The organism is Streptomyces lucensis JCM 4490, assembly GCF_014650035.1.
GTDB lineage: Bacteria > Actinomycetota > Actinomycetes > Streptomycetales > Streptomycetaceae > Streptomyces > Streptomyces lucensis.
The window spans coordinates 39025-60143 of record NZ_BMUE01000021.1 but is presented as its reverse complement, the minus strand read 5'-3'; the positions used below and the strand labels follow the sequence as shown (position 1 = coordinate 60143).

General features: G+C 74.2%; 19 protein-coding genes. 7 read left to right on the top strand and 12 right to left on the bottom strand.

All coding sequences use genetic code 11. The features are described 5' to 3' along the window. Positions 1 to 60 precede the first annotated feature (60 nt). Entirely contained in the window at positions 61 to 993 is a 933-nt protein-coding gene (locus IE177_RS31900) for a M48 family metalloprotease (RefSeq protein ID WP_190018949.1), read from the bottom strand. Further along, positions 990 to 1358, bottom strand: a complete 369-nt coding sequence (locus tag IE177_RS31895; protein ID WP_190018948.1) for a BlaI/MecI/CopY family transcriptional regulator — start codon at positions 1356 to 1358, stop codon at positions 990 to 992. Before IE177_RS31895 ends, IE177_RS31900 begins: the two co-directional genes overlap by 4 nt. A gap of 139 nt (positions 1359 to 1497) precedes the next feature. Here IE177_RS31895 and IE177_RS31890 point away from each other — a divergent pair, with 139 nt between their 5' ends. From IE177_RS31890 to IE177_RS31875, 4 genes are read left to right on the top strand one after another with little or no spacing between them, the layout of a single operon-like run. Then, positions 1498 to 2166, top strand: a complete 669-nt coding sequence (locus tag IE177_RS31890; RefSeq protein ID WP_190018947.1) for a DedA family protein — start codon at positions 1498 to 1500, stop codon at positions 2164 to 2166. Continuing rightward, on the top strand, positions 2163 to 2936 hold the full coding sequence (locus IE177_RS31885; RefSeq protein ID WP_373305215.1) for a phosphatase PAP2 family protein: 774 nt from the start codon (positions 2163 to 2165) through the stop codon (positions 2934 to 2936). The genes IE177_RS31890 and IE177_RS31885 overlap by 4 nt, the downstream gene beginning before the upstream one ends. After that, positions 2890 to 3552, top strand: a complete 663-nt coding sequence (locus tag IE177_RS31880) for a response regulator transcription factor (RefSeq protein ID WP_190018946.1) — start codon at positions 2890 to 2892, stop codon at positions 3550 to 3552. Before IE177_RS31885 ends, IE177_RS31880 begins: the two co-directional genes overlap by 47 nt. Further along, the gene (locus tag IE177_RS31875; protein ID WP_190018945.1) at positions 3549 to 4949 is read left to right on the top strand and encodes a sensor histidine kinase; all 1401 of its coding nucleotides are present in this window, start codon (positions 3549 to 3551) and stop codon (positions 4947 to 4949) included. Before IE177_RS31880 ends, IE177_RS31875 begins: the two co-directional genes overlap by 4 nt. On the opposite strand, the gene IE177_RS31870 is transcribed toward IE177_RS31875, so the two are convergent. The 3 genes from IE177_RS31870 to IE177_RS31860 all read right to left on the bottom strand — a co-directional run bounded on the left by IE177_RS31870 (position 4930) and on the right by IE177_RS31860 (position 7689). Next, entirely contained in the window at positions 4930 to 5820 is an 891-nt protein-coding gene (locus IE177_RS31870; protein ID WP_229816357.1) for a COG4705 family protein, read from the bottom strand. The two genes, IE177_RS31875 and IE177_RS31870, sit on opposite strands and share 20 nt — an antisense overlap. 181 nt (positions 5821 to 6001) lie before the next feature. After that, positions 6002 to 6379 carry a helix-turn-helix domain-containing protein gene (locus tag IE177_RS31865; protein ID WP_190018944.1) on the bottom strand — a complete coding sequence of 126 codons (378 nt, stop codon included), beginning with the start codon at positions 6377 to 6379 and terminating at the stop codon, positions 6002 to 6004. Positions 6380 to 6531: 152 nt separating this feature from the next. After that, complete coding sequence (locus IE177_RS31860) at positions 6532 to 7689, bottom strand: hypothetical protein (RefSeq protein ID WP_229816356.1); 1158 nt, start codon at positions 7687 to 7689, stop codon at positions 6532 to 6534. A 261-nt stretch (positions 7690 to 7950) separates the two neighbouring features. Here IE177_RS31860 and IE177_RS31855 point away from each other — a divergent pair, with 261 nt between their 5' ends. Then, the gene (locus IE177_RS31855; RefSeq protein ID WP_190018942.1) at positions 7951 to 8202 is read left to right on the top strand and encodes a hypothetical protein; all 252 of its coding nucleotides are present in this window, start codon (positions 7951 to 7953) and stop codon (positions 8200 to 8202) included. Positions 8203 to 8228: 26 nt separating this feature from the next. Here the strand turns inward: IE177_RS31855 and IE177_RS31850 are convergent, their stop codons facing one another. The 3 genes from IE177_RS31850 to IE177_RS31840 form a co-directional block, all read right to left on the bottom strand. Beyond that, a complete protein-coding gene (locus IE177_RS31850) occupies positions 8229 to 12449 on the bottom strand; it encodes a bifunctional nitrate reductase/sulfite reductase flavoprotein subunit alpha (RefSeq protein WP_190018941.1) in 4221 nt (1406 codons plus the stop codon). A gap of 187 nt (positions 12450 to 12636) precedes the next feature. After that, positions 12637 to 13452 (bottom strand): MBL fold metallo-hydrolase, encoded by an 816-nt coding sequence (locus tag IE177_RS31845; protein ID WP_190018940.1) that lies wholly within the window; start codon positions 13450 to 13452, stop codon positions 12637 to 12639. Between the two features lie 26 nt (positions 13453 to 13478). Beyond that, positions 13479 to 14309: a M55 family metallopeptidase gene (locus tag IE177_RS31840; RefSeq protein ID WP_190018939.1), complete on the bottom strand. Its 831-nt coding sequence runs from the start codon at positions 14307 to 14309 to the stop codon at positions 13479 to 13481. 76 nt (positions 14310 to 14385) lie between these two features. Between IE177_RS31840 and IE177_RS31835 the strand changes: the two genes are divergently transcribed. Both IE177_RS31835 and IE177_RS31830 read left to right on the top strand, forming a co-directional pair. After that, positions 14386 to 14658, top strand: coding sequence for a hypothetical protein (locus IE177_RS31835; RefSeq protein WP_190018938.1), 273 nt, complete (start codon positions 14386 to 14388; stop codon positions 14656 to 14658). A 110-nt stretch (positions 14659 to 14768) separates the two neighbouring features. Further along, positions 14769 to 16577, top strand: coding sequence for a phosphatidylglycerol lysyltransferase domain-containing protein (locus tag IE177_RS31830; protein ID WP_190018937.1), 1809 nt, complete (start codon positions 14769 to 14771; stop codon positions 16575 to 16577). Between the two features lie 207 nt (positions 16578 to 16784). Here IE177_RS31830 and IE177_RS31825 read toward each other — a convergent pair whose 3' ends face one another. The 4 genes from IE177_RS31825 to IE177_RS31810 form a co-directional block, all read right to left on the bottom strand. Further along, positions 16785 to 18239, bottom strand: coding sequence for a sensor histidine kinase (locus IE177_RS31825; protein ID WP_190018936.1), 1455 nt, complete (start codon positions 18237 to 18239; stop codon positions 16785 to 16787). Then, positions 18240 to 19010: a response regulator transcription factor gene (locus IE177_RS31820; protein ID WP_190018935.1), complete on the bottom strand. Its 771-nt coding sequence runs from the start codon at positions 19008 to 19010 to the stop codon at positions 18240 to 18242. It abuts the gene before it with no gap. 340 nt (positions 19011 to 19350) lie between these two features. Continuing rightward, positions 19351 to 19950, bottom strand: coding sequence for a CE1759 family FMN reductase (locus IE177_RS31815; protein ID WP_190018934.1), 600 nt, complete (start codon positions 19948 to 19950; stop codon positions 19351 to 19353). After that, positions 19947 to 21038, bottom strand: a complete 1092-nt coding sequence (locus IE177_RS31810; RefSeq protein ID WP_190018933.1) for an LLM class flavin-dependent oxidoreductase — start codon at positions 21036 to 21038, stop codon at positions 19947 to 19949. Before IE177_RS31810 ends, IE177_RS31815 begins: the two co-directional genes overlap by 4 nt. Positions 21039 to 21119 lie beyond the last annotated feature (81 nt).

Here is a 21119-nt window from a genome sequence, read left to right as displayed (position 1 = left end):
GCTGTCGAAGCCGGCCCGGCGCCCCGTGTTCACACTGTCCGGCGGTTCGGTGACGGGTGGTCAGGAGCCGGTCTCGCCCTGGGCGATCTCGATGTCCTGGTGGACGTGGAGTGCGGCGGTCGCTGCGGTCGTGCAGGACAGCAGGGCGCAGGCGGCCAGTGGGGCGGCCAGCCAGGTCAGGGCGCGCGGGGTGCGGGGGGCCGGTGACAGCAGGGCGGTCACGCGCTTCGGTACGGGGCCCGTGGTGGCCGCGGGGGTGACCGCGGGCCGGGAGGCGTCGGCCGTGTGCGCGGCCAGGGCGGCGCGGGCGATGGCGTGTGCGGTGAGGCGCCGGTCGCCGACGGCGGTGGCGGCGGCCTCGTCCGCGGCCCGCTCGGCGGCCAGCCGGATGACCTCGCGGACCGTGCGCAGCGCGGGGTGGCAGTGGGCGGCGAGTTCGGCGACGGCCAGGAAGTAGTGGTGGCCGCCGGTGTTGTGGGCCCGCTCGTGCGCGAAGAGCGCCTCGCGCTCACGCGCGTCGAGGCTGCGCAGCATGGCGGTGGTGACGACGATGCGGTGCGGGCGGCCGGGCAGCGCGTAGGCGTCGGGGTGCGGGGACTCGACGACGCACAGGTCTCCCGCGGGGGCCCGGCGGCCTGCCTGGTGCCGGGCGGTGCGCAGGCCCGCCGCCTGCCGCACGACGGAGCGGCCGAGGGTGAGGGCGGCGAGCGCGAGGAGGCCGGCGGCCGCGGCGGCCAGGGGCGGGACCAGTGCCGTGGACGGCGTCCGCAGCGGCCGCACCAGCTCGGCGAGGGCGGCGAGGGCCGGGATCTCCAGCAGGCCGGTCAGGGCGAGCGTGCCGAGCGCCGCGATGGTGCCGGCCGCGAGGAGCAGCGCCGAGAGGGTGAGTGTCCACAGGGCGGCCACGGGCGGGCAGCGGTCGAGGATGCGGCGGGCCGGCACGAGCGCCGCCCACGGCAGGAGCAGCGGGATCAGCAGCGCCACGAGCGTCACGGGCCCTCCTCCAGCAGCCGGCGCAGCACCTGCTCGTCGTCCGGGCTGAGCTGGGCGACGAAGCGGGACAGGACCGTCTCCCGGTCGCTGTCGCGGGCGAGTTCGCTGTGCATGCGCAGGGCGGTCAGGCCGTGCGGGTCCTCTATGGGGCGGTAGGCGTAGCCGCGGCCCTGCCGCTGCCGTTCCAGGGTGCCCTTCTCGTACAGGCGGGACAGGATCGTCGTCACGGTCGTCCGGGCCAGTCCGGCGGCCAGTTCCACCTGGACCTGCGCCGGGGTGAGCGGGGCGTCGGCGGCCCACAGGGCGGCCAGCACCGCGGCCTCCAGTTCGCCCGCCGGCCGGCGTTCGTCCTTCTCCGGGTTCATGGGAACGATCCTCACCCCGCGATCGTCTACAGTGCGGTAGACAGTCTACGGAATTGTAGACGGCCGGGTGCCGTGCGTGCCGTTGCCGTGCGTGCCGTCGCCCTGCTTCCGGTCGTCCGCCCGGAAAGGACTCATGCCGATGACCACACCCGTGGCCCTATCGTCGCAGCTCGCGGTGAACCCGCTGGACGCGCGGTCCCTCCTGGCCGCTTTCGGTGTGCTCGGGGTCGGTGTGGTGATGTTCGCCGAGACGGGCCTGCTGATCGGCTTCTTCCTGCCGGGTGACTCCCTGCTGTTCACGGCGGGCCTGCTGTGCACCGGCACGGGGCAGCACGGCGTCCGGCTGTCGCTGGGGCCGCTGCTGGCCGCGGCGGCGTTCGGCGCGCTGGCCGGCGCCCAGTGCGGCTATCTGATCGGGCGCCGGGCGGGCGGCGCCCTGCTGGCGCGCAGCCGCTCGGCACGGCTGCGTGACGGCGCGAGGAGAGCCGAGGAACTGCTCGGCCGCTACGGGCACGCGAAGGCGATCGTGCTGGCGCGGTTCGTGCCGGTGGTGCGGACCGTGCTCAATCCGCTGGCGGGGGCGCTGGAGGTGCCCGTCCGGGCGTTCACCGTGTGGCAGGCGGTCGGCGGCCTGGTGTGGAGCGTCGGCCTGACCCTGGCGGGCTACGTGCTGGGTTCCTCGATCCCGGACGTGGACCGCTATCTGCTGCCGCTGGTCGCGCTGATCGTCGCGGTTTCGCTGCTCCCGCTCGCCTCCGAGCTGTACCGCGGCCGCAGGCGGGCCGGGGAGAAGGAGGCTCGCGGATGAGTCCGGCATCCGGCCGGGTGCCCGCCTCGCGAACCGTCGTGACCCGCGGGGACGTCGCCGAGTCGGCCGGCAGTGCCGGGCTCGGCGCGTGGGCGGCGCTCGCCCTGCTGGGCATGGCCGCCGGCGGCCGGGGCGGTGCGCCGCTGTGGCTGGACCACGGCCTGCTGACCTGGGCGGTCGGTCACCGGCCGGAGACGGCCCTGGCGGTGGCGCGGGGCGTGACCGACACCGGCACCGGTGCCGTTCCGTACGTGCTCGCTGTCCTGGCAGGCGTGGTGGCCGGGCGCACCGCACGACAGCGGCTGGGCGCCACCGCCCTCTGCCTCGTCTGCCTGGGGCTGGGTCAGCTGGTGCGGTACGGCGTCATGGAGCTGGTCCACCGGCCGCGCCCGCCGCGGGACGACTGGGCGGCGCACGCGAGCGGCTGGGCGTTCCCGTCCGGGCACACCAGCACGGCCGCCCTGGCCGCCGGGCTGCTGGTCCTCGCCCTGACCCTGCGCGCCCCGCGCGCCGGCACGGCACTGCGGATCGCCGTCGCCTGCTGGGGCCTGTCGGTGGGGCTGACCCGGATCTACCTCGGGGTGCACTGGTTCACCGACGTCGTGGGCGGCTGGCTGTTCGCCGCCGGCTGGCTCGGGGCATGCCTGTGCGCGGCCGCCTGCCTGCTGCCCGCCTCCTTCCTCACCCGTACGACCGACCCGGCCGCGCTGCCGACGGAGGACCATGCACCCGAGGATCCTGGTGGTCGAGGACGATCACGCCCTGCGTGACGTGCTGCGCCGTGGCCTGTACGAGGAGGACTTCGATCCGGTCCCGGCCGCCGACGGCGCCACCGCCCTGCGGCTGGCCGCCACCGGCGTCGCGGCGGCGGTCGTGGACATCGGCCTGCCCGACGCGGACGGGCGGGACGTGTGCCAGGCGATGCGGGCCAACGGCTTCCTCGCCCCCGTCATCTTCCTGACCGCCCGGCACCACCTCACCGACCGCCTGGCGGGTTTCGCCGCGGGGGGCGACGACTACCTGCCCAAGCCCTTCCACCTCGCCGAGCTCGCCGCCAGGCTCCGCGCCGTGCTCAAGCGGGCCGCCGGGACGACGGTGACCGCGGCCGGCGATCTGTTCCTCGACGCGGTGGACCACTGCGTGACCGTCCGCGGTGCCCGCACCGCCCTGTCCCCCACCGAGTTCCGGCTGCTGGCCACGCTGGCCGCGGCGGACGGGACCCTCGTACGCCGCCGGGACCTGGTGCGGGCCGGCTGGCCCGAGGGCGCCCAGGTCAGCGACAACACCCTGGACCAGTACCTGAGCCGGCTGCGCCGCAAGCTGCGTGCGGCGGGCAGCGGCCTGAGCATCGGCACGGCACGCGGGATCGGGCATCGCCTGTCATGAACCGTGCCCCGCACCGCTCCGCCGCCCGTGCCCTGCGCCGCCTCGCCCCGCGCACGCTGCGCGGCCGCCTCTCCCTGGTCGCGCTGTCCACCGCCGCCCTGCTGATGACGGTCCTGACCGTGCTGTTCAACGCCGTGATGGACCGGCACCTGCAGCACCAGGCGGACGACGAACTGCGCGACCGGGCGGCCGCGGTGGCCACGACCGTCGACACCACCGGACCCCGGGTGCGCGTCCTGGAGACCGCCAACGACCGCCTCCTCGACGCGAACGTGTGGATCTACGCCGGGACCCGGTTGCTGGAGAAGCCGCCGTCCGCCGTGGCCGGCAGTCCGCCGGCCCGGGCCGCCGACCGGCTGGCCGCACGGCGCGAGCCCGCCTGCGCCACCGTCCGCGCCCACGGTCCCCGGCCCGTCCGGCTGTGCGCCGAGCCCGTCCCCGGCCGCCGCGCCACCGCCACCGTCGTCACCGCCCTGGACCTGACTCCGTACCGCAGTTCGGCCGGCACCCTGCTGCTGGGCTCGCTCGTCCTGGACGCCGTGATGCTCGGCTGCACGTACGGGCTCACCAGCCTGTCCGTCGGGCGGGCGCTGCGCCCGGTGAGGACGATGTCCGACCAGGCCGCGCAGTGGAGCGCCGTGGGCTCGGACGAGCGCTTCGACACGGCGGACCGGCCGGCCGAACTCGCCCGGCTGGGTGCCTCCCTGGACGCGCTGCTGGACCGCATACGGACCGTCCTGCGCCACGAACAGCAGCTGACGGGCGAGCTGTCCCACGAACTGCGCACGCCGCTGACCCGGATCGTCATGGAACTCGACTGGTGGCGGGCCCGCCCCCGGACGGACGCCGAGACCGGCGCCGCCCAGGAGGTCATCGCCGAGGCCGCCCGGGCCATGCGCACCATCTGCGACACGCTCCTGCGCGACGCCCGCGAGAGCGCGCTGCGTCCGGCGGCGGTCCCGGGAACGACCGACGTGGTGCCCGTCCTGCACCGCCTGCTGGAGCACCTCGGCACACCGGAGCGGGTGAGGACCGCGGTGGAGGCGGGAGCGCCGGTGCTGGAGGCGGGTGTCGCCCCCGCTCTCCTCGAACGCATCCTCAGCCCGCTGCTCATCAACGCCGCCCGCTACGCCCGCTCCCGCGTGACCGTGTCCGCGCGCGGCGTGCCCGGCGCCGTACGGATCGACGTCGTCGACGACGGCCCCGGCGTGCCGGGCACGTTCCGGGACGAGCTGTTCCGGCCCGGCCGGCGTGCCGATCCCGGCGACGGGCACGACGGCGCGGGACTGGGGCTGCCGCTCGCGCGGCGCCTGGCCCGCGCCGTCGGCGGCGAGGTCTCCCATGACCCCCGGCACACGCCCGGGGCCAGGTTCACGGTCAGCCTGCCTGCCGGATGACCGGGGCGTGCTCCTCCTTCACCGACCGGCGTTCCCGCACCTGGGCATGGGCCATCAGCCCGAACAGGACGGCGAGCAGGACGGCGGACGAGCCCGCGGTGCCCAGGTCCAGGCCGCCCTTGGCGACCGGCTTGGTGAGGAAGTCGCCCGCGGTGGCGCCCAGCGGGCGGGTGAGGACGAAGGCGATCCAGAACAGCAGCACGTTCGGCACCGCGGGCGCCTTCATGAGGGCCACGAGCACGGCGAGCAGGCCGGTCACGAGCAGCGCGCCACCGGCGTAGCCGAGGCCGGAGCTGTCGGAGAGGAAGTCGCCCATGGAGGTGCCGAGGGTGTTCGACACGAGGATCGCCGACCAGAACAGGGCCTCGCCCCTGAAGGTGACGATGTCGCGGATCTGGAACGTCATTCCGCTCAGTTTCCAGGCGAGGAAGATCGCCAGGAGGATGGAGATCAGGATGGCCGCGCCGGCCGGGTAGCCGAGGCCGAGGCCCTGCGGGCCCCAGCCCAGCCTGGTCGCGCCGTTCGAGAGGTACCTGGCGCTGGCGTCGCGGTTCATGAAGTCGGACATCGTGGTGCCGGCCATGCTGGTCGACAGGATCACGGTCCAGTAGCAGAACGGGTGGTAGCGGCTGGACCGCAGCTGGACCACCAGCGTCACCACGAAGAGCACGAACAACGCGACCGTCGTGAGGAAGTAGCCCAGCTTCAGGGTCTGCGCGAAGAGGTCGCCCGCCGTCTCGCCCAGGGTCGTCGCGGCGATCTTCATGATCCAGAACGCCAGCGTGACCTCGGGCAGTTTCTTCATCACCGATCTGGCCGTACTCGACGTGCCCGCCACGTCGAGGTCGGTGAGAACCTCCGGATTCTCCACTTCAGCTTCTCCTGTCCGGTCCGACGACAGGGCGCCCGTCCCGGAACCGGGACGAGCGCCCTGTGAGATGAGCCGGCCGCCTCGCGGCCGTGATCTCCGACCGTGACACGGAGGACCTGAACGCATCCTGAACACGTGCGGTCCGGCGGGCCGGGCCGGCCGTCGGCGGGGTGCGGCGTGGTCAGGCCGCGACCGTCCCGGCGTGGTCCGGTTGCTGGGGCAGGACGCCCCATGGGGAGCCGTCGTGTCTGCCGGGGTGCCGGGAGCACGACGGGTCCGTGCACAGCGAGTCGTGGGCCAGGGCCGAGACGACCGCCGCCTGGGTGCGCGTCTGCTGGCCCAGTTTGGCGACGATGCTGGCGATGTGCGCCTTGATCGTCCGTTCGGCGATGCCCAGTTCCCTGGACAGTTCGCGGTTGCCGAGGCCGGTGCCCAGCAGGAGGAGTACCTCTCGCTCCCGCTCGGTCAGGGCGCCCAGTCGCCGGACTCCGGGTTCCGGGTCGTGGCCGGTGCGCCGGTAGGAGCAAGCGGTGTCCCCCGCTTCGGACCGTCGGGTCATGTGCGGTCCCTCTCTGGACGCCGCGATTCCCGGCAGACCCCCGCGGCCTGGGTGCTGCGACGGCCACGGGCCAACCTACCCGCTCCCTCCGACAGTTGACGCGGGCAGCCCCGCACCGTGCCGGTGCGGGGCTGCCCGGGTGTCCGGCCGGTTCAGTTGAACTTGCCGTAGTAGCCCGTGAGGTCGGCCTCCGGGCAGGCCGCCGAGCCGATCAGGCACGCCTCGTTGGCGTAGCTGCGCTTGTAGACGGTGGTGACCCTGCCGCCGTTGTAGATGTAGATGAGGTGGTTCGGCATCAGCCGGTGCTTGCCGGAGATGATCGACCAGTTGCCGCCGGTCGTCACGTGCATGGAGATGGCGCCGTCGATGGCTCCCTTGACGCCGCCCAGGCCGTGGCAGAAGGGGTTCGTGGCGTGCGTGACGAGGCGGATGTCGACGTAGTTGCCGCCCGACCCCATCTTCTTGGCCTTCATGTCCCTGTCGCTGGCCGTCTTGGTGGCGACCAGCCGGCCCGTGCTCTTGACGTAGACGTGGCTGGCGCCGATGTCCTTGTAGCCGTCGACCTTCTTGCCGCTCCAGGTGATCACGGCGTTCAGGGAGGTGCGGTACTTCGACGACTTCCAGTCGTAGCCGTGGCCGTCGCCGCCGAACTGGAAGTTGCGCCCGTAGTCACAGCCCGCGAGCGGTGCGTTGATCTTCTTCTGGGGGATGAACGTCATCCACGAGACCGTGGTGGTCCTGGCGACCGCGGCGGCCGTCGCCTTGCGCACCGCCTCCCGGCGCAGCGCGCTCAGCTCGTTCTCGCCCTTGCGGACCGTGGGGACGTCGACCTGCACGCCCCAGACGCGGCTGTGCGGGTTCCCGCCCTTGGGCAGGATCGGGGTGACCCGGTAGCTGTGGTGGCTGCCGGCGCGCAGTCCGGTGTCGTGGAAGGACGTGACCCCGGCTCCGAGCGACGCGATGTCCTCGCCGTCGCGGTTGACGACGTAGCGGGCCTGCCGGTCGTAGCCCTTCCAGGAGATGTCCACGGACGAGGTGCCGGTCGCGGTGGTGATGCCCTGGTCGGTCATCGAGCGGTCGACCACCGCCGTGCGGTCGGAGGACGCCCGCAGCACCGAGAAGCCCTGGGTGTCCAGGAGACGGCCCGTCGCGCTGGAGGGGGCGAACCCGCTCACGTCCTTCAGCTCGTGCCCGCGCACCGAGGACAGGGAGAACGCGGGGGCGTCCGGGCGGGGGGACGGCTGGGGCGAGGCGGAGGCCGCGACCTCGGTCGCGAGAAGCGTCAGGGGAACGACGGCGAGTGACGCCAACTTCGCAGTACGACCGTTCAGTTTCACAAACTTCTCCCCGTTTTTCGGTCTCATGCGGTCAGCGGCAACACTAGGGAGAAGCCGTCGCGGCCGATATTGACCAATCGGGCACTGCCCCAAAGGGCAGCTTCCCGCCCCCTCGGCGGCCCCGGCCGCCTGCCATGATGGGACGCACGGGACACCGCTCCCGCGGAACCGACCGGGAAGATGGGACACACGGGACACCGCTCCCGCGGAACCGCCCAGGAAGAGGACAGCGCCATGCCCACCGGACGCACCGACAGCCCCGCGTCGCTCTACGGCGGCGCCTCGTCCGCTCTCGGTGTCCTCGCCTGTCTCGTCGCCCCCTTCGCCGGCTACATCGGCGCGGGAATCCCCGTCGTCTTCGCCGCCCTCGCGATCACCCTCGCCCTCATCGGCTTCGCCGCCGGCTCCCCCCGGCGGTCCTGCACGGTGGGGCTGTTCACCGGACTGCTCGGCTTCCTCCTGCCCGTCATCGTCACGGTGGCGTGAGACGGCCCGGCCCCGCCTGACGCCGGTCAGTACACGTCGCGCACGTAGCGCCTGTGGGCGGTGAGCTGCTTGACGTACGCCGCCGCCTCGGGTTCGGTCAGGCCGCCGTGGGCCGTGGCGATCTCGCGCAGGGCCCGGTCGACGTCCTTGGCCATGCGGGAGGCGTCGCCGCAGACGTAGAGGTGGGCGCCGTCCTGGAGCCAGGACCACAGCAGCGGGCCGTGTTCGCGCATGCGGTCCTGGACGTAGACCTTGGCGCGCTGGTCGCGGGAGAAGGCGGTGTCCAGGCGGGTGAGCGTGCCGTCGGCGCGGAAGGCGGCCAGCTCCTCCTCGTAGTAGAAGTCGGTCGCGCGGTGCTGTTCGCCGAAGAACAGCCAGTTGGGGGCGCGGTGGCCGCGGGCCCGGCGGTCCTCCAGGAAGCCGATGAAGGGCGCGATGCCCGTGCCGGGGCCCACCATCACGGCCGGTACGGCGGGGTCGGCGGGCGGCCGGAAGTGCGGTGCCCGCTGGACGCGGACCGGTACCGGGGTGCCGGGCGCGGCGTCGGCGAGGAAGGGGGAGCACACGCCCTGGCGGGGGCGGCCGTGCAGGTTCTCGTAGCGGACGACCGAGACCGTCAGCGACACCTGGTGGGGGTCCGTCAGGGGGCTGGAGGATATGGAGTACAGCCGGGGCTGGAGGCGGCCCAGCGCGTCCGTCCACTCCTGCGCCCCGGCCCGGACGCCGCACTCGGCGACGACGTCCACGGCCTGGCGTCCCCAGGACCACTTGGCCAGCTCGTTCCTGTTGTCCGGGCGCAGCAGCTTGCGCAGTTCCCGCGGGTCGCGGGCGCGCTCGGCGGCGAAGCGCAGCAGACCGGGGGTGAGGCGGGTGATGTCCAGGTGGCGCAGCAGCGCTTCGGCGAAGGGCACTTCTCCGGCGTCGGCGACCCGCACGGCCGTGTCCGCGGGCAGGCCGGTGACCGCCAGCCACTCCGTCACCAGTTCCGGCCGGTTCAGCGGCTGTACGGACAGGGCGTCGCCGGCCTCGTAGACCAGCGGGGTGCCGCTGTCCCGGGTGTCGAGGGTGAAGCGCCGGACCTCCTTGCCCGCGCCGGGCAGGCTCAGCAGCCGGTTGCCGGTGAGGCGGGCGGGGACGGGGGCGGGGCGGGCGGCAGCGGGGCCGGACGCGGGCGCCGGGGAAGAGGCGGGGACGCGCACGGGAACGGGTCCGGGGGCGGACGCGGGTTCCGGGGTGGGTGAGGGGCGCCCGAGGGTCCGCAGCGCGGTGAGCACCTGGTCGAGCCAGGCGCCGGCCTCGCTCTCGTAGTCCGGCTCGCAGTCGGTGCGCGGGGCCAGCCGGACCGCGTCCAGTTCCGCCATGCGCCGGTCCAGGCGGCGGCCGTGGCCGCAGAAGTCGTCGTACGAGGAGTCGCCGAAGGCCAGGACGGCGTAACGCCTGCCCTCCAGGCGCGGGGCGTCGGGCGCGGTGAGGGTGTCCCAGAACGCGGTGCCGTTGTCGGGGGCGTCGCCGTCGCCGAAGGTGCTCGTGATCAGCAGCAGGTCCGCGCCGGACGGCAGCGCGGCGGGGTCGGCGTCCGCCATGGGCAGGAGGGCGGCGGCGTGGCCGTCCGCGGTGAGCCGCTCCGCCGTGGCCGACGCGAACTCCTCCGCGTTCCCGGTCTGCGACGCCCACAGGATCACCACCTGGCGGCGCGGGGCGTCGGCCGTCGGCCGTGGATCACCGCCGGGGGGCTCGGTCCCGGTCCTGGAGTACATCCCGGCCAGTACGCCGTTCACCCACAGGGCGTGCTCCGGGCTGAACGGGGCGTCCGGCGGCAGCACCGGCACGCCCGGGAAGCCGGACGGGACGCCGGCGAGGAAGCCGGTCAGGTACCGGCGTTCGTGGTCGGCCAGGACCGGGGGCGGCGCGGGTTCCAGCCCGAAGGGCGCCGGCGCGGCGGACGCCGTGGAAGAGGCGGACCTCATGGAAGCGGCTGCGAGGGCGGGGATCGCCGGAGCCGGGGCCGGGGTGCCGGTGACCGCCGGGACCGGGGCCGGAGCCCCGGTGACCGCCGGGACGGGCGGTCGCACCGTCACCGGGGTGGCCGTCCTGGCCAGCGACACCGCGCACGCCTTGAACCCGGGCTGGAACGACAGCGGGTCGACGGCGTCGCTGGTGACCGCGTTGACGCTCAGGTACTCCCCGAACAGGTCGTTCCAGTGGAACGGCGCGAAGCAGCAGCCCGGTCGCACCCGGTCGGTGACGACCGCCGGCAGCACGGCCCGCCCGCGCCGCGACGCGACCTCCACCGAGTCGCCCTCGGCGACGCCCAGCCGGGCCGCGTCGTCCGGGTGCACCTCCAGGAAGGGGCCGGGGTCGAGCCGGTTCAGCTTGGCCACCTTGGCCGTCTTCGTCAGCGTGTGCCACTGGTGCTGGAGACGGCCGGTGTTGAGCACGAAGGGGAAGTCGTCGTCGGGCATCTCCGCCGGCGGGATGTGCGGGCGGGCGTGGAAGACGGCACGGCCGCTCGGGGTCGGGAACACCGGTGAGCCGGTGCCGTCCTCGCCGACGTACCGGATCGGGTTGCGGTCGGGGCCGTCGGGGCTCGGCGCCGGCCACTGCACGGGCGTCCTGCGCAGCCGCTCGTAGCTCACCCCGCGCAGGTCCCAGCCGGTCACCGGGTTCCAGGCTCGCTTGAGCTCCTCGAAGACCTCCTCGGCGCTGTCGTACGTGAAGCCCTTCTCGTAGCCCATCGCACGGGCCACGGCGGCGATGATCCGCCAGTCCGCCATCGCCTCGCCGGGCGGATCGGCGGCCGGGCGGGCGAGGGTGAGGTTGCGCTCGCTGTTGACCAGGACGCCCTCGGTCTCGGTCCACAGCGCGCCGGGCAGCACGACGTCGGCGTACGCGTTCGTCTCCGTCTCGGCGAACACGTCCTGCGTGACGACGAACTCGGCGGCCTCCAGGCCCTCGATGACCGTCCTGCGGTTAGCGACCGAGGCGACCGGGTTGGTGCAGATGATCCAGCACGCCTTGACGTCGCCGTCCGCCATCCTGCGGAACATCTCGACCGTGCCCCTGCCGACGCCGTCGGCGCGCAGCGCGCCCGGCTCCAGCTCCCACAGCTCCTCGACGAAGGCCCGGTCGGCGTCGGCCAGGACCGAGCGCTGACCGGGCAGGCCGGGGCCCATGTAGCCCATCTCCCGGCCGCCCATGGCGTTGGGCTGGCCGGTGAGGGAGAAGGGCCCGCTGCCGGGGCGGCAGATCGCGCCGGTGGCGAGGTGCAGGTTGATCAGGGCGTTGGTGTTCCAGGTGCCGTGCGTGGACTGGTTCAGGCCCATCGTCCAGCAGCTCGTCCACTCCCCCGCCTCGCCGATCAGCCGGGCGGCCTCGCGGAGGTCGTCCTCCGGGATGCCGGTGATGCCGGCGACGGCGGCGGGCGGGTAGCCGGCGAGGAAGGCGGGCATAGCCTCCCAGCCCTCGGTGTGCGCGGCGATGAAGGCGGGGTCGGTGCGGCCGTTCGCGTGCAGCAGGTGCAGCAGGCCGTTGAGCAGCGCGAGGTCCGTGCCGGGCTCGATCTGCAGGAACAGGTCGGCCTTCGCGGCGGTGGCGGTGCGCCGCGGGTCCACCACGATCAGCTTGGCGCCCGCCGACTTCACCCGCTCCATCATGCGCAGGAAGAGGATCGGGTGGCAGTCGGCCATGTTGGAGCCGATGACGAGGAAGACGTCGGCCCGGTCGAGGTCCTGGTAGGAGCCGGGCGGCCCGTCCGCGCCGAGCGACAGCTTGTAGCCGGTGCCGGCGCTCGCCATGCACAGCCGGGAGTTCGACTCGATCCCGTTGGTCCGGATGAACCCCTTGGCCAGCTTGTTCGCCAGGTACTGCGCCTCCAGGCTCAGCTGGCCGGAGACGTAGAGGGCGACCGCGTCGGGGCCGTGCTCGTCGACGATCGCGCGCAGGCGGCGGGCCGTCTCGGCGACGGCGTCCGCCACGGGCGCGGGCCGCGGCTCCTCGCCGCGCTCCGGCCGGACCAGGGCGGTGGTCAGCCGGCCCGGCGCGGCGAGCAGGTCCGCGGTGGTCGCGCCCTTGGTGCACAGCCGGCCGAAGTTCGCCGGGTGCTCCTTGTCCCCGGCCGCCTTCAGGACGGTACGCCGCCCGTCCGCGTCCGTGCGGACGTCGAGGACCAGGCCGCAGCCCACCCCGCAGTACGAGCAGACCGTCCGCACCTTCGTCGTGCCCTCGCTCTGCGAGCCCGGCGCGGCCACGGGCGCCCCCCATCTCCTGTGCTCGGTCCGACATCACCCGTCGTGACCGTAGGAAGCGCTGATTACGCGGGTGTCTCCGCGCCCGCTCACCAGGGGTTAAGCCCACCGCACAGGGAGCGGGGGGAGGCTGTGAGCGCGGGGCGGGACCGGAGGTTCCGGGGGTGGTCCGCAGGTGCTGCGGGCGCGCTCAGACCTCCGGGCGGACGGGGTCGGCCGGCTGCAGCCTGTCCAGGAGGCCCGCATTCGTGAACGCCCGGACGACGTGCTCGCGGCCCTCGGTGAAGTGGGCCCAGCTGTCGCAGTGGGCGGCGACGACGCGGCGGGCGCCGAGGAGCGCGGCGGCCGCCGCCGCGCCGGTGCCGTCGAGGACGAGGAGGGCGTCGTCGAGGGCGGCCAGGCGGGGGGCGCCGGCGAAGAGGACGGCGGTGTCGACGGGCGCGTACCGGGCGGCGATCTCCTCGACCAGGGCGAGGGAGGCGTTGTCGCCGCTGACGTAGACGGCGGGCAGGTCGGGGGAGGTCAGCAGGAAGCCGGTGACCTCGCCGACCAGCGGCTCGCAGCCCTCGGGGCCGTGCAGGGCCGGGGCGGCGGTCACGGTGACCGTGCCGCCGTCGGGGCGGGGCAGGTCGACGCACTGCCAGGGGTTCAGCGGCTCGGTGGCGCCGCCGAGCCGTCCGGCCGCCGCGGGTGTGGTGAAGGTGCGCGGTACGTCGGCGAGCAGGGCGCGGCCGGAGTGGTCGAGGTTGTCCGCGTGCTGGTCGTGGGAGAGCAGCACGACGTCCACGGGCCCGAGTCCGGCGGGCGTCACGAGGGGCGGGGCGGTCTTGGTCAGGACCCGGCCGCTGGGTGCGGGATAGTCGCCGGGCCCGTCGAAGGTCGGATCGGTCAGGAAACGGAGTCCGCCGTACTCGATGAGCACGGTCGGGCCGCCGAGGACCCGGACGGGGATCCGCTCGCCGGCGGCGGACGCGGACCGGGACGGGCCGGAAGACGCAGTGGTCACGACAACTCACCTCACGGTTGGAAGGGTCAGCAGTAGGGCGCTTGGCCGGAGAGGGACGAGGCCACCCGCATCCACACCCCGAACTGGCGGTACAGGTCCGGCAGCCGGCCGGTCGTGCGTACCGTGCGGCTGTCGTCGGCCGTGACGCCGGGGATGCCGAGGAGGGTGGCGGCGACCGAGGCGGACTGCCAGCGGACGGTCAGGGTGGCCTGGCCGGCCTGCGGGCCGGGGCGGGGTGGGAGCGGGGTCAGCGCCCGGGCGACCGTCTCCTCGACCGCCTTGCGCGCCTCGGCCTCCGGGCGCAGCTCGGCGGCGAACCGGTCGTGGGCGTACTTCACCGGGACGGTGGCGACCGACGCCGCCCACGCCGTCATCTCCGCGCACGCCGCGTCGTCACCCGTGAGGGCCACCACCGGCACGCCCAGGGCCGCCGCGGTGGCGTGGGCGAGGCCGATCTCGCCGACCGGGCGGCCGTCCAGCCACATGTCCTCGATCTCGTGCCCCATGAAGCTGTGGCTGAGCACGCCCAGGGCGCCGGCGCGGGAGTGGTAGCCGACGCACAGCACGGCGTCGTACTCCCCGGTCAGCCCCTCCAGCATGCCCATCTGCTTGGGCTTGCCCCGCACCAGGCGGGCCGCCGGGTGCAGGTCCTGCGGCAGCAGGTTGCGCATCGGGCCGTGGGCGTCGTTGACGAGGATGTCCGCCGCGCCGGCCGACAGCGCGCCGCGCACGGCCGCGTTCACGTCCTCGGCCATCATCGACCGGCCGCGCTCGTAGTCCCGTCCGCCCGGCTGGACGTCATCGGCGTCCACAAGTCCGGTGACGCCTTCCATGTCCACGCTGATGTAGATCCGCACGGCGTCGACCCTATCGACCCTACGTAATGTAGGTTCCCAACGGCCAACGGCCACAGATCCGTTCATCGGGGGAGACATGCAGGACACGGACGGGGCGACGGAGACCGCGGGGGCGGTCTGCGTGCGCAGTCTCGCGCCGACGCTGGCGCTGCTGGTCGTCAGTCTCGTGATCGCCGCCGTCGGCGTGTACGAGCTGAGCGGCTTCGGCCTGCACAGCCTCGACCGGCGCCCGCACCTGTTCAGCGACGGCCTCGCCACCGGCGGGGTCATCGTCGCCACGGTGGCGGCCGGCGCCGCGGCGGGCAACCTGGGCTGGCTGCTGGCGGCCCGGCGCCGTACGGGCCGCTGACGGATGAGACGCTGTGCGGTGGCTGTGCGGATCTTCCCGCACCCGCGCCGGCCTCACGCGCTGTAAGGTCTGCGTTTCCCCGTCCCCCTCCCCCAAGGTGACCCGTCACCATGCCCGCTCGACAGCCGACCCTGGTCTCCCCGCAGGTCCCCGCTCCGCGCAGTCCCCGCCGCGGCATCCGCCTCCTGCCGGCCCGCCTCCCCCCGGTCCGCTTCCGCCCGGCCGGCGGCGGCCGGCTGCGCACCCGCGCCGCCACGGCCACCGTCTGGTACCTGCGGCTCATGGCGGTCCTGAACATCGCCGCCGTCATGTCGCTGCCCTTCCGCGAGGAGGTGCACGAGCACAACGCGGGCGAGTTCTTCACCCCGTACCTGGCCACCGCCGGCCTGGTCTCGGCGGCGCTCGCACTGTTCCTCGCGGTGGTCATGCGCCGCCGCAAGCGCGCCGCCTGGGTCTTCAACCTCCTCCTGGCCGGCCCCCTGTTCTGCCTCTACGCCCTCGCGCTGACCCGCGACCCGTTCCGCGGGCACCTCTTCGACTGGCTCTCCGCCGCCCTCACCGGCCTGTTCGTCGCCGCCCTGCTGCTCGGCCGCCGCGAGTTCGACGCCATCGGCGACCGCTCCAACCCGCGCCTGGCCCTCGCCGCCGGCGCCGGCGGCATCCTGGCCTGCGGCACCCTCGGCACCCTCCTGGTGCACGCCACCAACACGCACCCCGGCGCCCCGCTCGGCGACGAGATCGCGTACACCCTGCTGCGCGGCATCAGCGTCGGCCCGCTCGCCGACCACGTGACCGACGTCGCCGCCCCCGGCTGGGCCGACGTCATCGTCAACGTCGCGATGGCCGCGGCCTTCCTGCTGGTCCTCTACGCCTGCTTCCGCGCCCCCCGCGGCGAGTGCCTGCTCGGCGAGCAGGACGAGGCGAGGCTCCGCGCCCTGCTGGAGCGGCACGGCGAGCGCGACTCGCTCGGCTACTTCGCGCTGCGCCGCGACAAGGCCGTCCTGTTCTCGCCCAGCGGCAAGGCCGCCATCGCCTACCGCGTCGTCGGCGGCGTCAGCCTCGCCTCCGGCGACCCGATCGGCGACCCCGAGGCCTGGCCCGGCGCCATCGACGCCTGGCTGGCGGAGGCCCGCCGGCACGCCTGGACGCCCGCGGTGATGGGCGCGAGCGAGGAAGCGGGCACCGTCTACGCCCGCCACGGCCTGGACGCCCTCGAACTCGGCGACGAGGCGATCGTCGACCTGGCCGACTTCACCCTCGAGGGCCGCGCCATGCGCGTGGTCCGGCAGGCCCACAACCGGGTCCGGCGGGCCGGCTACACCGTCCGCATCCGCCGCCACGAGGACATCGGGGACGCCGAGACGGCCCTGCTCGTCGAGCGCGCCGACCGCTGGCGCGACGGCGCCACCGAGCGCGGCTTCTCCATGGCCCTCGGCCGCCTCGGCGACCCGGCCGACGGCCGCTGCGTGATGCTGGAGTGCCGGGACGCGGACGGCGAACCGCGCGCCCTGCTGAGCTTCGTGCCCTGGGGCGAGCACGGCCTGTCCCTGGACCTGATGCGCCGCGACCGCGCCTGCGAGAACGGCCTGATGGAGTACATGGTGGTGGAACTCCTCCTGCAGGCGAATGAGCTGGGCATCCGGCGCGTCTCCCTCAACTTCGCCATGTTCCGCTCGGTCTTCGAGCGGGGCTCCCGCCTCGGCGCCGGCCCGGTCCTGCGCCTGTGGCGCTCCACCCTCACGTTCTTCTCCCGCTGGTGGCAGATCGAGTCCCTCTACCGCGCCAACGCCAAGTACCGCCCGCTGTGGGAACCCCGCTTCCTGCTCTTCGCCAAGAGCAGCGACATCCCCCGCATCGGCCTGGCCTCCGCCCGGGCGGAGGGCTTCCTCACCCTGCCGGGGATGGGCGGCGGGTCGTAGAAGCCGGGCGGTCACCGGGCCCGGGGCGGCCGGTCGTAGGGGCCGGGCGGCCCCGGGCCCAGGGCGGCGGACCGCAGAGACCGGACGGCCACCGGGCCCAGGGCCACGGGCCGCAGAGACCGGACGGCCACCGGGCCCAGGGCGGCGGGCCGCAGAAGCCGGGCGGCCACCGGGTCCGGGGCATCAGGGGCGGCGGGCTGCCCGGGATCAGCCGTCGGGGCCGCCCGGCGGGCCGCCGTCGCTGTCCGCGAGGCCGCCGCCCACCGTGAATCCGATGACCGCCCCACCGCCCTCCCGCCGGAAGGCGAACGGTGCTCCGCCGTGCGCCGTCGCGACCTCGCGCACGATGGAAAGGCCGAGGCCCGACCCCGGCAGGGACCGCGCGTCGGCGGCCCGGTAGAAGCGGTCGAAGATGCGGATGAGGTCCCCGTCGGCGATGCCGGGCCCCCGGTCCAGCACCTCCACGCGCACGGCGCCCGGCCGCGCCGGACCGGTGACGGCGACCTCGATCGGCGCCTTGCCGTCCCGGTCGAACTTGGCCGCGTTCTCCACCAGGTTGGAGATGGCCCGCTGCAGCATCCCGGGCCGCCCGTCGGTCGTCGTGTCACCGCTCGTACGCAGCGTGATCCGGCGGCCGGTGCGCCGTTCCGCCAGCCCCGCCACGTCCTCGGCGAGGTCGGCGAGGTCCACCCGCTGCGGCGGCTCGGCGTCGGACTGCCCGGCGGCGAGGTCCACCAGCTCGTTGACCAGGTCGGTGAGTTCCCGGGCCTCCTGGGTGAGGTCGGCGACCAGGTCCTCGCGGGTACCGGGCGGGAGTTCGTCGATGCGCCGGAGCAGGGAGATGTTGGTCCGCAGGGACGTCAGCGGCGTGCGCAGTTCGTGGCCCGCGTCCTGGACGAGCCGCCGCTGGTCCTCCTCGGACTGCGCGAGCCGGCCCAGCATGCGGTCGAAGGCCCGCCCCAGCCGGCCCACCTCGTCCAGCCCCGTGACCGGCACCTGGATGCCCAGCCGCCGGGTGCGGGCCACGTCCTCCGCGGCCGACGTCAGGACGACCAGCCGCCGGGTGATCCGCCGGGCCAGCCACCACCCGAACAGCCCCGCCGCGACCACGACCGCCGCCATCAGGATCAGCGTGCGCTGCTGCAGCGTGCGCAGCAGGTCCTCGGTGTCGCTGAACTCCTGCGCCACCTGGACCGCGCCCCGCCCGTCGCCCAGCGAGACGGTGGCGATGCGGAACAGGTCCTCGTCGACCCGTACGTCCTTGTGCTGGACCATCCTCCCGGCCGGGCGCGCCACCGCCACGGACCGGTCCCGGGCGGTGACGGGCAGCACCGGGCTGCCGTGGTCCACGATCTCCCCCCGCGCGCCGAGCACCTGCACGTCGGTGCGGGCGGGCCGGACCAGGTCGTGCCCCGGGCGCGAGGAGGAGAAGTCCTCCGGCACCATCCGGTGCTGGCGCACCTCGTCCTGGACGTCCTGCACGACCTGCGTGAACACCGACTGCTGGTCGACGCGGACCAGCCGGGCGGCGGAGCCGTACGACACGATGCCGACGAGGATCGTGACGGCGGCGGTGACCGCCGCGAAGGACACGGCGAAGGTGGTGCGCAGCGAGACGAGCCTGGGCCGGCGCAGGGCCGGCGGCCGCGCCGGGCGGCCCACTCAGCCCTCCCGCAGCACGTATCCCACGCCCCGCACGGTGTGGATCAGCTGCGGGGCGCCGGGCTCGTCCAGCTTGCGGCGCAGGTAGCCGACGTAGACGGCGAGGTTCTTGGAACCGGGGCCGAAGTCGTAGCCCCAGATGCGGTCGTAGATCGTCGAGTGGTCGAGCACGATCTCCGCGTTGCGCACCAGCAGCTCCAGCAACTCGAACTCGGTGCGGGTCAGCTCCAGCTCGCGGCCGCCGCGCCAGGCCCGGCGGGCCTGCAGGTCCATGCGGACGCCGGCGGCCTCCAGCTGCCGGTCGGCGGACCGGACGTCGGCCGGCTGGGCGCCGGCCCGTACGGCGCCGCCCTGGCCGGCACCCTGGCCGCCGCCCTCGGGGCCGGTGCCGCCGGCCGGCACCGGGCTGGTACGGCGCAGCAGCGCGCGCAGCCGGGCGAAGACCTCCTCCACGTCGAACGGCTTGACCACGTAGTCGTCGGCGCCGGCGTCCAGGCCCGCGATCCGGTCGGCGGTCTCCACGAGCGCGGTGAGCATGAGGATCGGGGTGCGGTCGCCCTCGGCGCGCAGCACCCGGCAGACCTGGAGGCCGTCGATGCCCGGCATCATGACGTCGAGCACGAGGACGTCCGGCGGTGTCCGGTGGGCCTGGGCCAGCGCCTCGACGCCGTCGGCGACCGCCGTCACCTGGTACCCCTCCAGCGTCAGCGCCCGCTCCAGGGCATGACGGATGGCGCGGTCGTCCTCGGCGAGCAGCACGTTCTGGGGCACGCGACCAGTCTGCCAAGGCCTCCGGCGGTTCGGCTGGGTGCGGGGGGCCGCGGGCACCCTTTTTACCTGGCTCTCACCGACTCGCCGGGTCCTGCTGGGGGCTGCGCCCCCAGCAGGACCCGGCGGCCTGAACGGCCTCGTCCCCAAACGCCGGACAGGCCGGGAGGATGCCGGTCGGCCTGGGTGGGCCCGTGCCGGACGGACTTGATGGCTGGGCGGGTGGACACCGGGCGGGCTGGGTGGGTGCCGGACGGGCTCGGTGGGTGTCAGGCGGCTGGGTGCGTGGTTGCCGGGCGGGCACGGTGGGTGCCGCGGACGGGCTGGGGAGTGTGCGGTGCGGTCACGCTCCCAGTTCCGCCAGTCGCTGCTCGAACGGCACCACCGTCAGGGCGTCGTCGGCCTCCTCGGGCTCGGCCGGCCCGGCGGCCGGCCGTCCCGTCATCAGCGTGGCCAGCTCCCCGGCCGCCCGCTCGACGCGGTCGGCCAGGCCCTGCGCGCCCCAGTCCTCCGACGCGGCGTAGACCCCGGTCGGCACGACCACGGCCCGCAGGTACGCGAAGAGCGGGCGCAGCGCGTGGTCCAGCACCAGCGAGTGCCGGGCCGTACCGCCGGTCGCGCCGATCAGCACCGGCTTGCCGGCCAGCGCGTCCTTGTCCAGCACGTCGAAGAACGACTTGAACAGCCCGCTGTACGACGCGCTGAACACCGGAGTGACGACGGCCAGTCCGTCGGCCCCGGCCACCGCGTCCTGCGCGGCGGCCAGCGCCCTGCCCGGGAAGCCGTTGGTGAGGTGGTGCGCGATCTCGACGGCGAGGTAGCGCAGCTCCACCACCTGGACGTCCACCGGCGCGAGCCGGTCCACCGCGGCGGCCAGCCGGTCGGCCAGCAGCCGGGTGGAGGACGGGACGCTCAGCCCCGCCGAGACGACGACGAGCTTCATGCGGCGGTCACCCCTTCCGAAGCGGCGGCGAGCAGGGATCCGTGGGTGGGCGCCTGCGGCACGTCCGCCGGGCGGCCGGCGGCGAACTCCTTGCGCAGTACCGGTACGACCTCCTCGCCGAGCAGGTCGAGCTGCTCCAGCACGGTCTTCAGCGGCAGCCCCGCGTGGTCCATCAGGAACAGCTGGCGCTGGTAGTCGCCCGTGTACTCGCGGAAGGACAGGGTCCGCTCGATCACCTGCTGCGGGGAGCCGACGGTCAGCGGGGTCTGCTCGGTGAAGTCCTCCAGCGAGGGGCCGTGCCCGTAGACCGGCGCGTTGTCGAAGTACGGCCGGAACTCGCGCACCGCGTCCTGCGAGTTGCGGCGCATGAACACCTGGCCGCCCAGGCCGACGATCGCCTGCTCCGGGGTGCCGTGCCCGTAGTGCGCGTACCGGGTCCGGTACAGCTCGACCATGCGCTTGGTGTGGTCGGCGGGCCAGAAGATGTTGTTGTGGAAGAAGCCGTCGCCGTAGTAGGCGGCCTGCTCGGCGATCTCCGGCGAGCGGATGGAGCCGTGCCAGACGAACGGCGGCACTCCGTCCAGCGGGCGGGGCGTGGAGGTGAACCCCTGCAGCGGGGAGCGGAACTTCCCCTGCCAGTTCACGACGTCCTCGCGCCACAGCCGGCGGAGCAGGGCGTAGTTCTCGATGGCGAGGTCGATGCCCTTGCGGATGTCCTGGCCGAACCACGGGTACACCGGGCCGGTGTTGCCGCGGCCCATCATCAGGTCCACGCGCCCGTCGGCCAGGTGCTGGAGCATCGCGAAGTCCTCCGCGATCTTCACCGGGTCGTTGGTGGTGATCAGGGTGGTGGAGGTGGAGAGGATCAGCCGCTCCGTCCGCGCCGCTATGTAGCCGAGCATGGTGGTCGGGGAGGACGGCACGAACGGCGGGTTGTGGTGCTCACCGGTCGCGAAGACGTCCAGCCCGACCTCCTCGGCCTTCAGCGCGATGGCGACCATGGCCTTGATCCGCTCGCGCTCGGTCGGGGTACGCCCCGTGGTGGGGTCCGGCGTGACGTCGCCGACCGTGAAGATCCCGAACTGCATGGTCGCTCACCCTCCAGGTTGTTGACCGTTCAACTATAGCTGCGGAACGGTCCGCCGCCCGGGAGTATTCCGCACCCGCGC

Coding starts and splice junctions, on each gene's coding strand:
- IE177_RS31880 (WP_190018946.1), top strand. CDS start 2,890: ATGCACCCGAGGATCCTGGTGGTCGAGGACGATCACGCCCTGCGTGAC.
- IE177_RS31895 (WP_190018948.1), bottom strand. CDS start 1,358: ATGAACCCGGAGAAGGACGAACGCCGGCCGGCGGGCGAACTGGAGGCC.
- IE177_RS31815 (WP_190018934.1), bottom strand. CDS start 19,950: ATGAAGCTCGTCGTCGTCTCGGCGGGGCTGAGCGTCCCGTCCTCCACC.
- IE177_RS31855 (WP_190018942.1), top strand. CDS start 7,951: ATGCCCACCGGACGCACCGACAGCCCCGCGTCGCTCTACGGCGGCGCC.
- IE177_RS31875 (WP_190018945.1), top strand. CDS start 3,549: ATGAACCGTGCCCCGCACCGCTCCGCCGCCCGTGCCCTGCGCCGCCTC.
- IE177_RS31885 (WP_373305215.1), top strand. CDS start 2,163: ATGAGTCCGGCATCCGGCCGGGTGCCCGCCTCGCGAACCGTCGTGACC.
- IE177_RS31810 (WP_190018933.1), bottom strand. CDS start 21,038: ATGCAGTTCGGGATCTTCACGGTCGGCGACGTCACGCCGGACCCCACC.
- IE177_RS31865 (WP_190018944.1), bottom strand. CDS start 6,379: ATGACCCGACGGTCCGAAGCGGGGGACACCGCTTGCTCCTACCGGCGC.
- IE177_RS31890 (WP_190018947.1), top strand. CDS start 1,498: ATGACCACACCCGTGGCCCTATCGTCGCAGCTCGCGGTGAACCCGCTG.
- IE177_RS31830 (WP_190018937.1), top strand. CDS start 14,769: ATGCCCGCTCGACAGCCGACCCTGGTCTCCCCGCAGGTCCCCGCTCCG.
- IE177_RS31835 (WP_190018938.1), top strand. CDS start 14,386: ATGCAGGACACGGACGGGGCGACGGAGACCGCGGGGGCGGTCTGCGTG.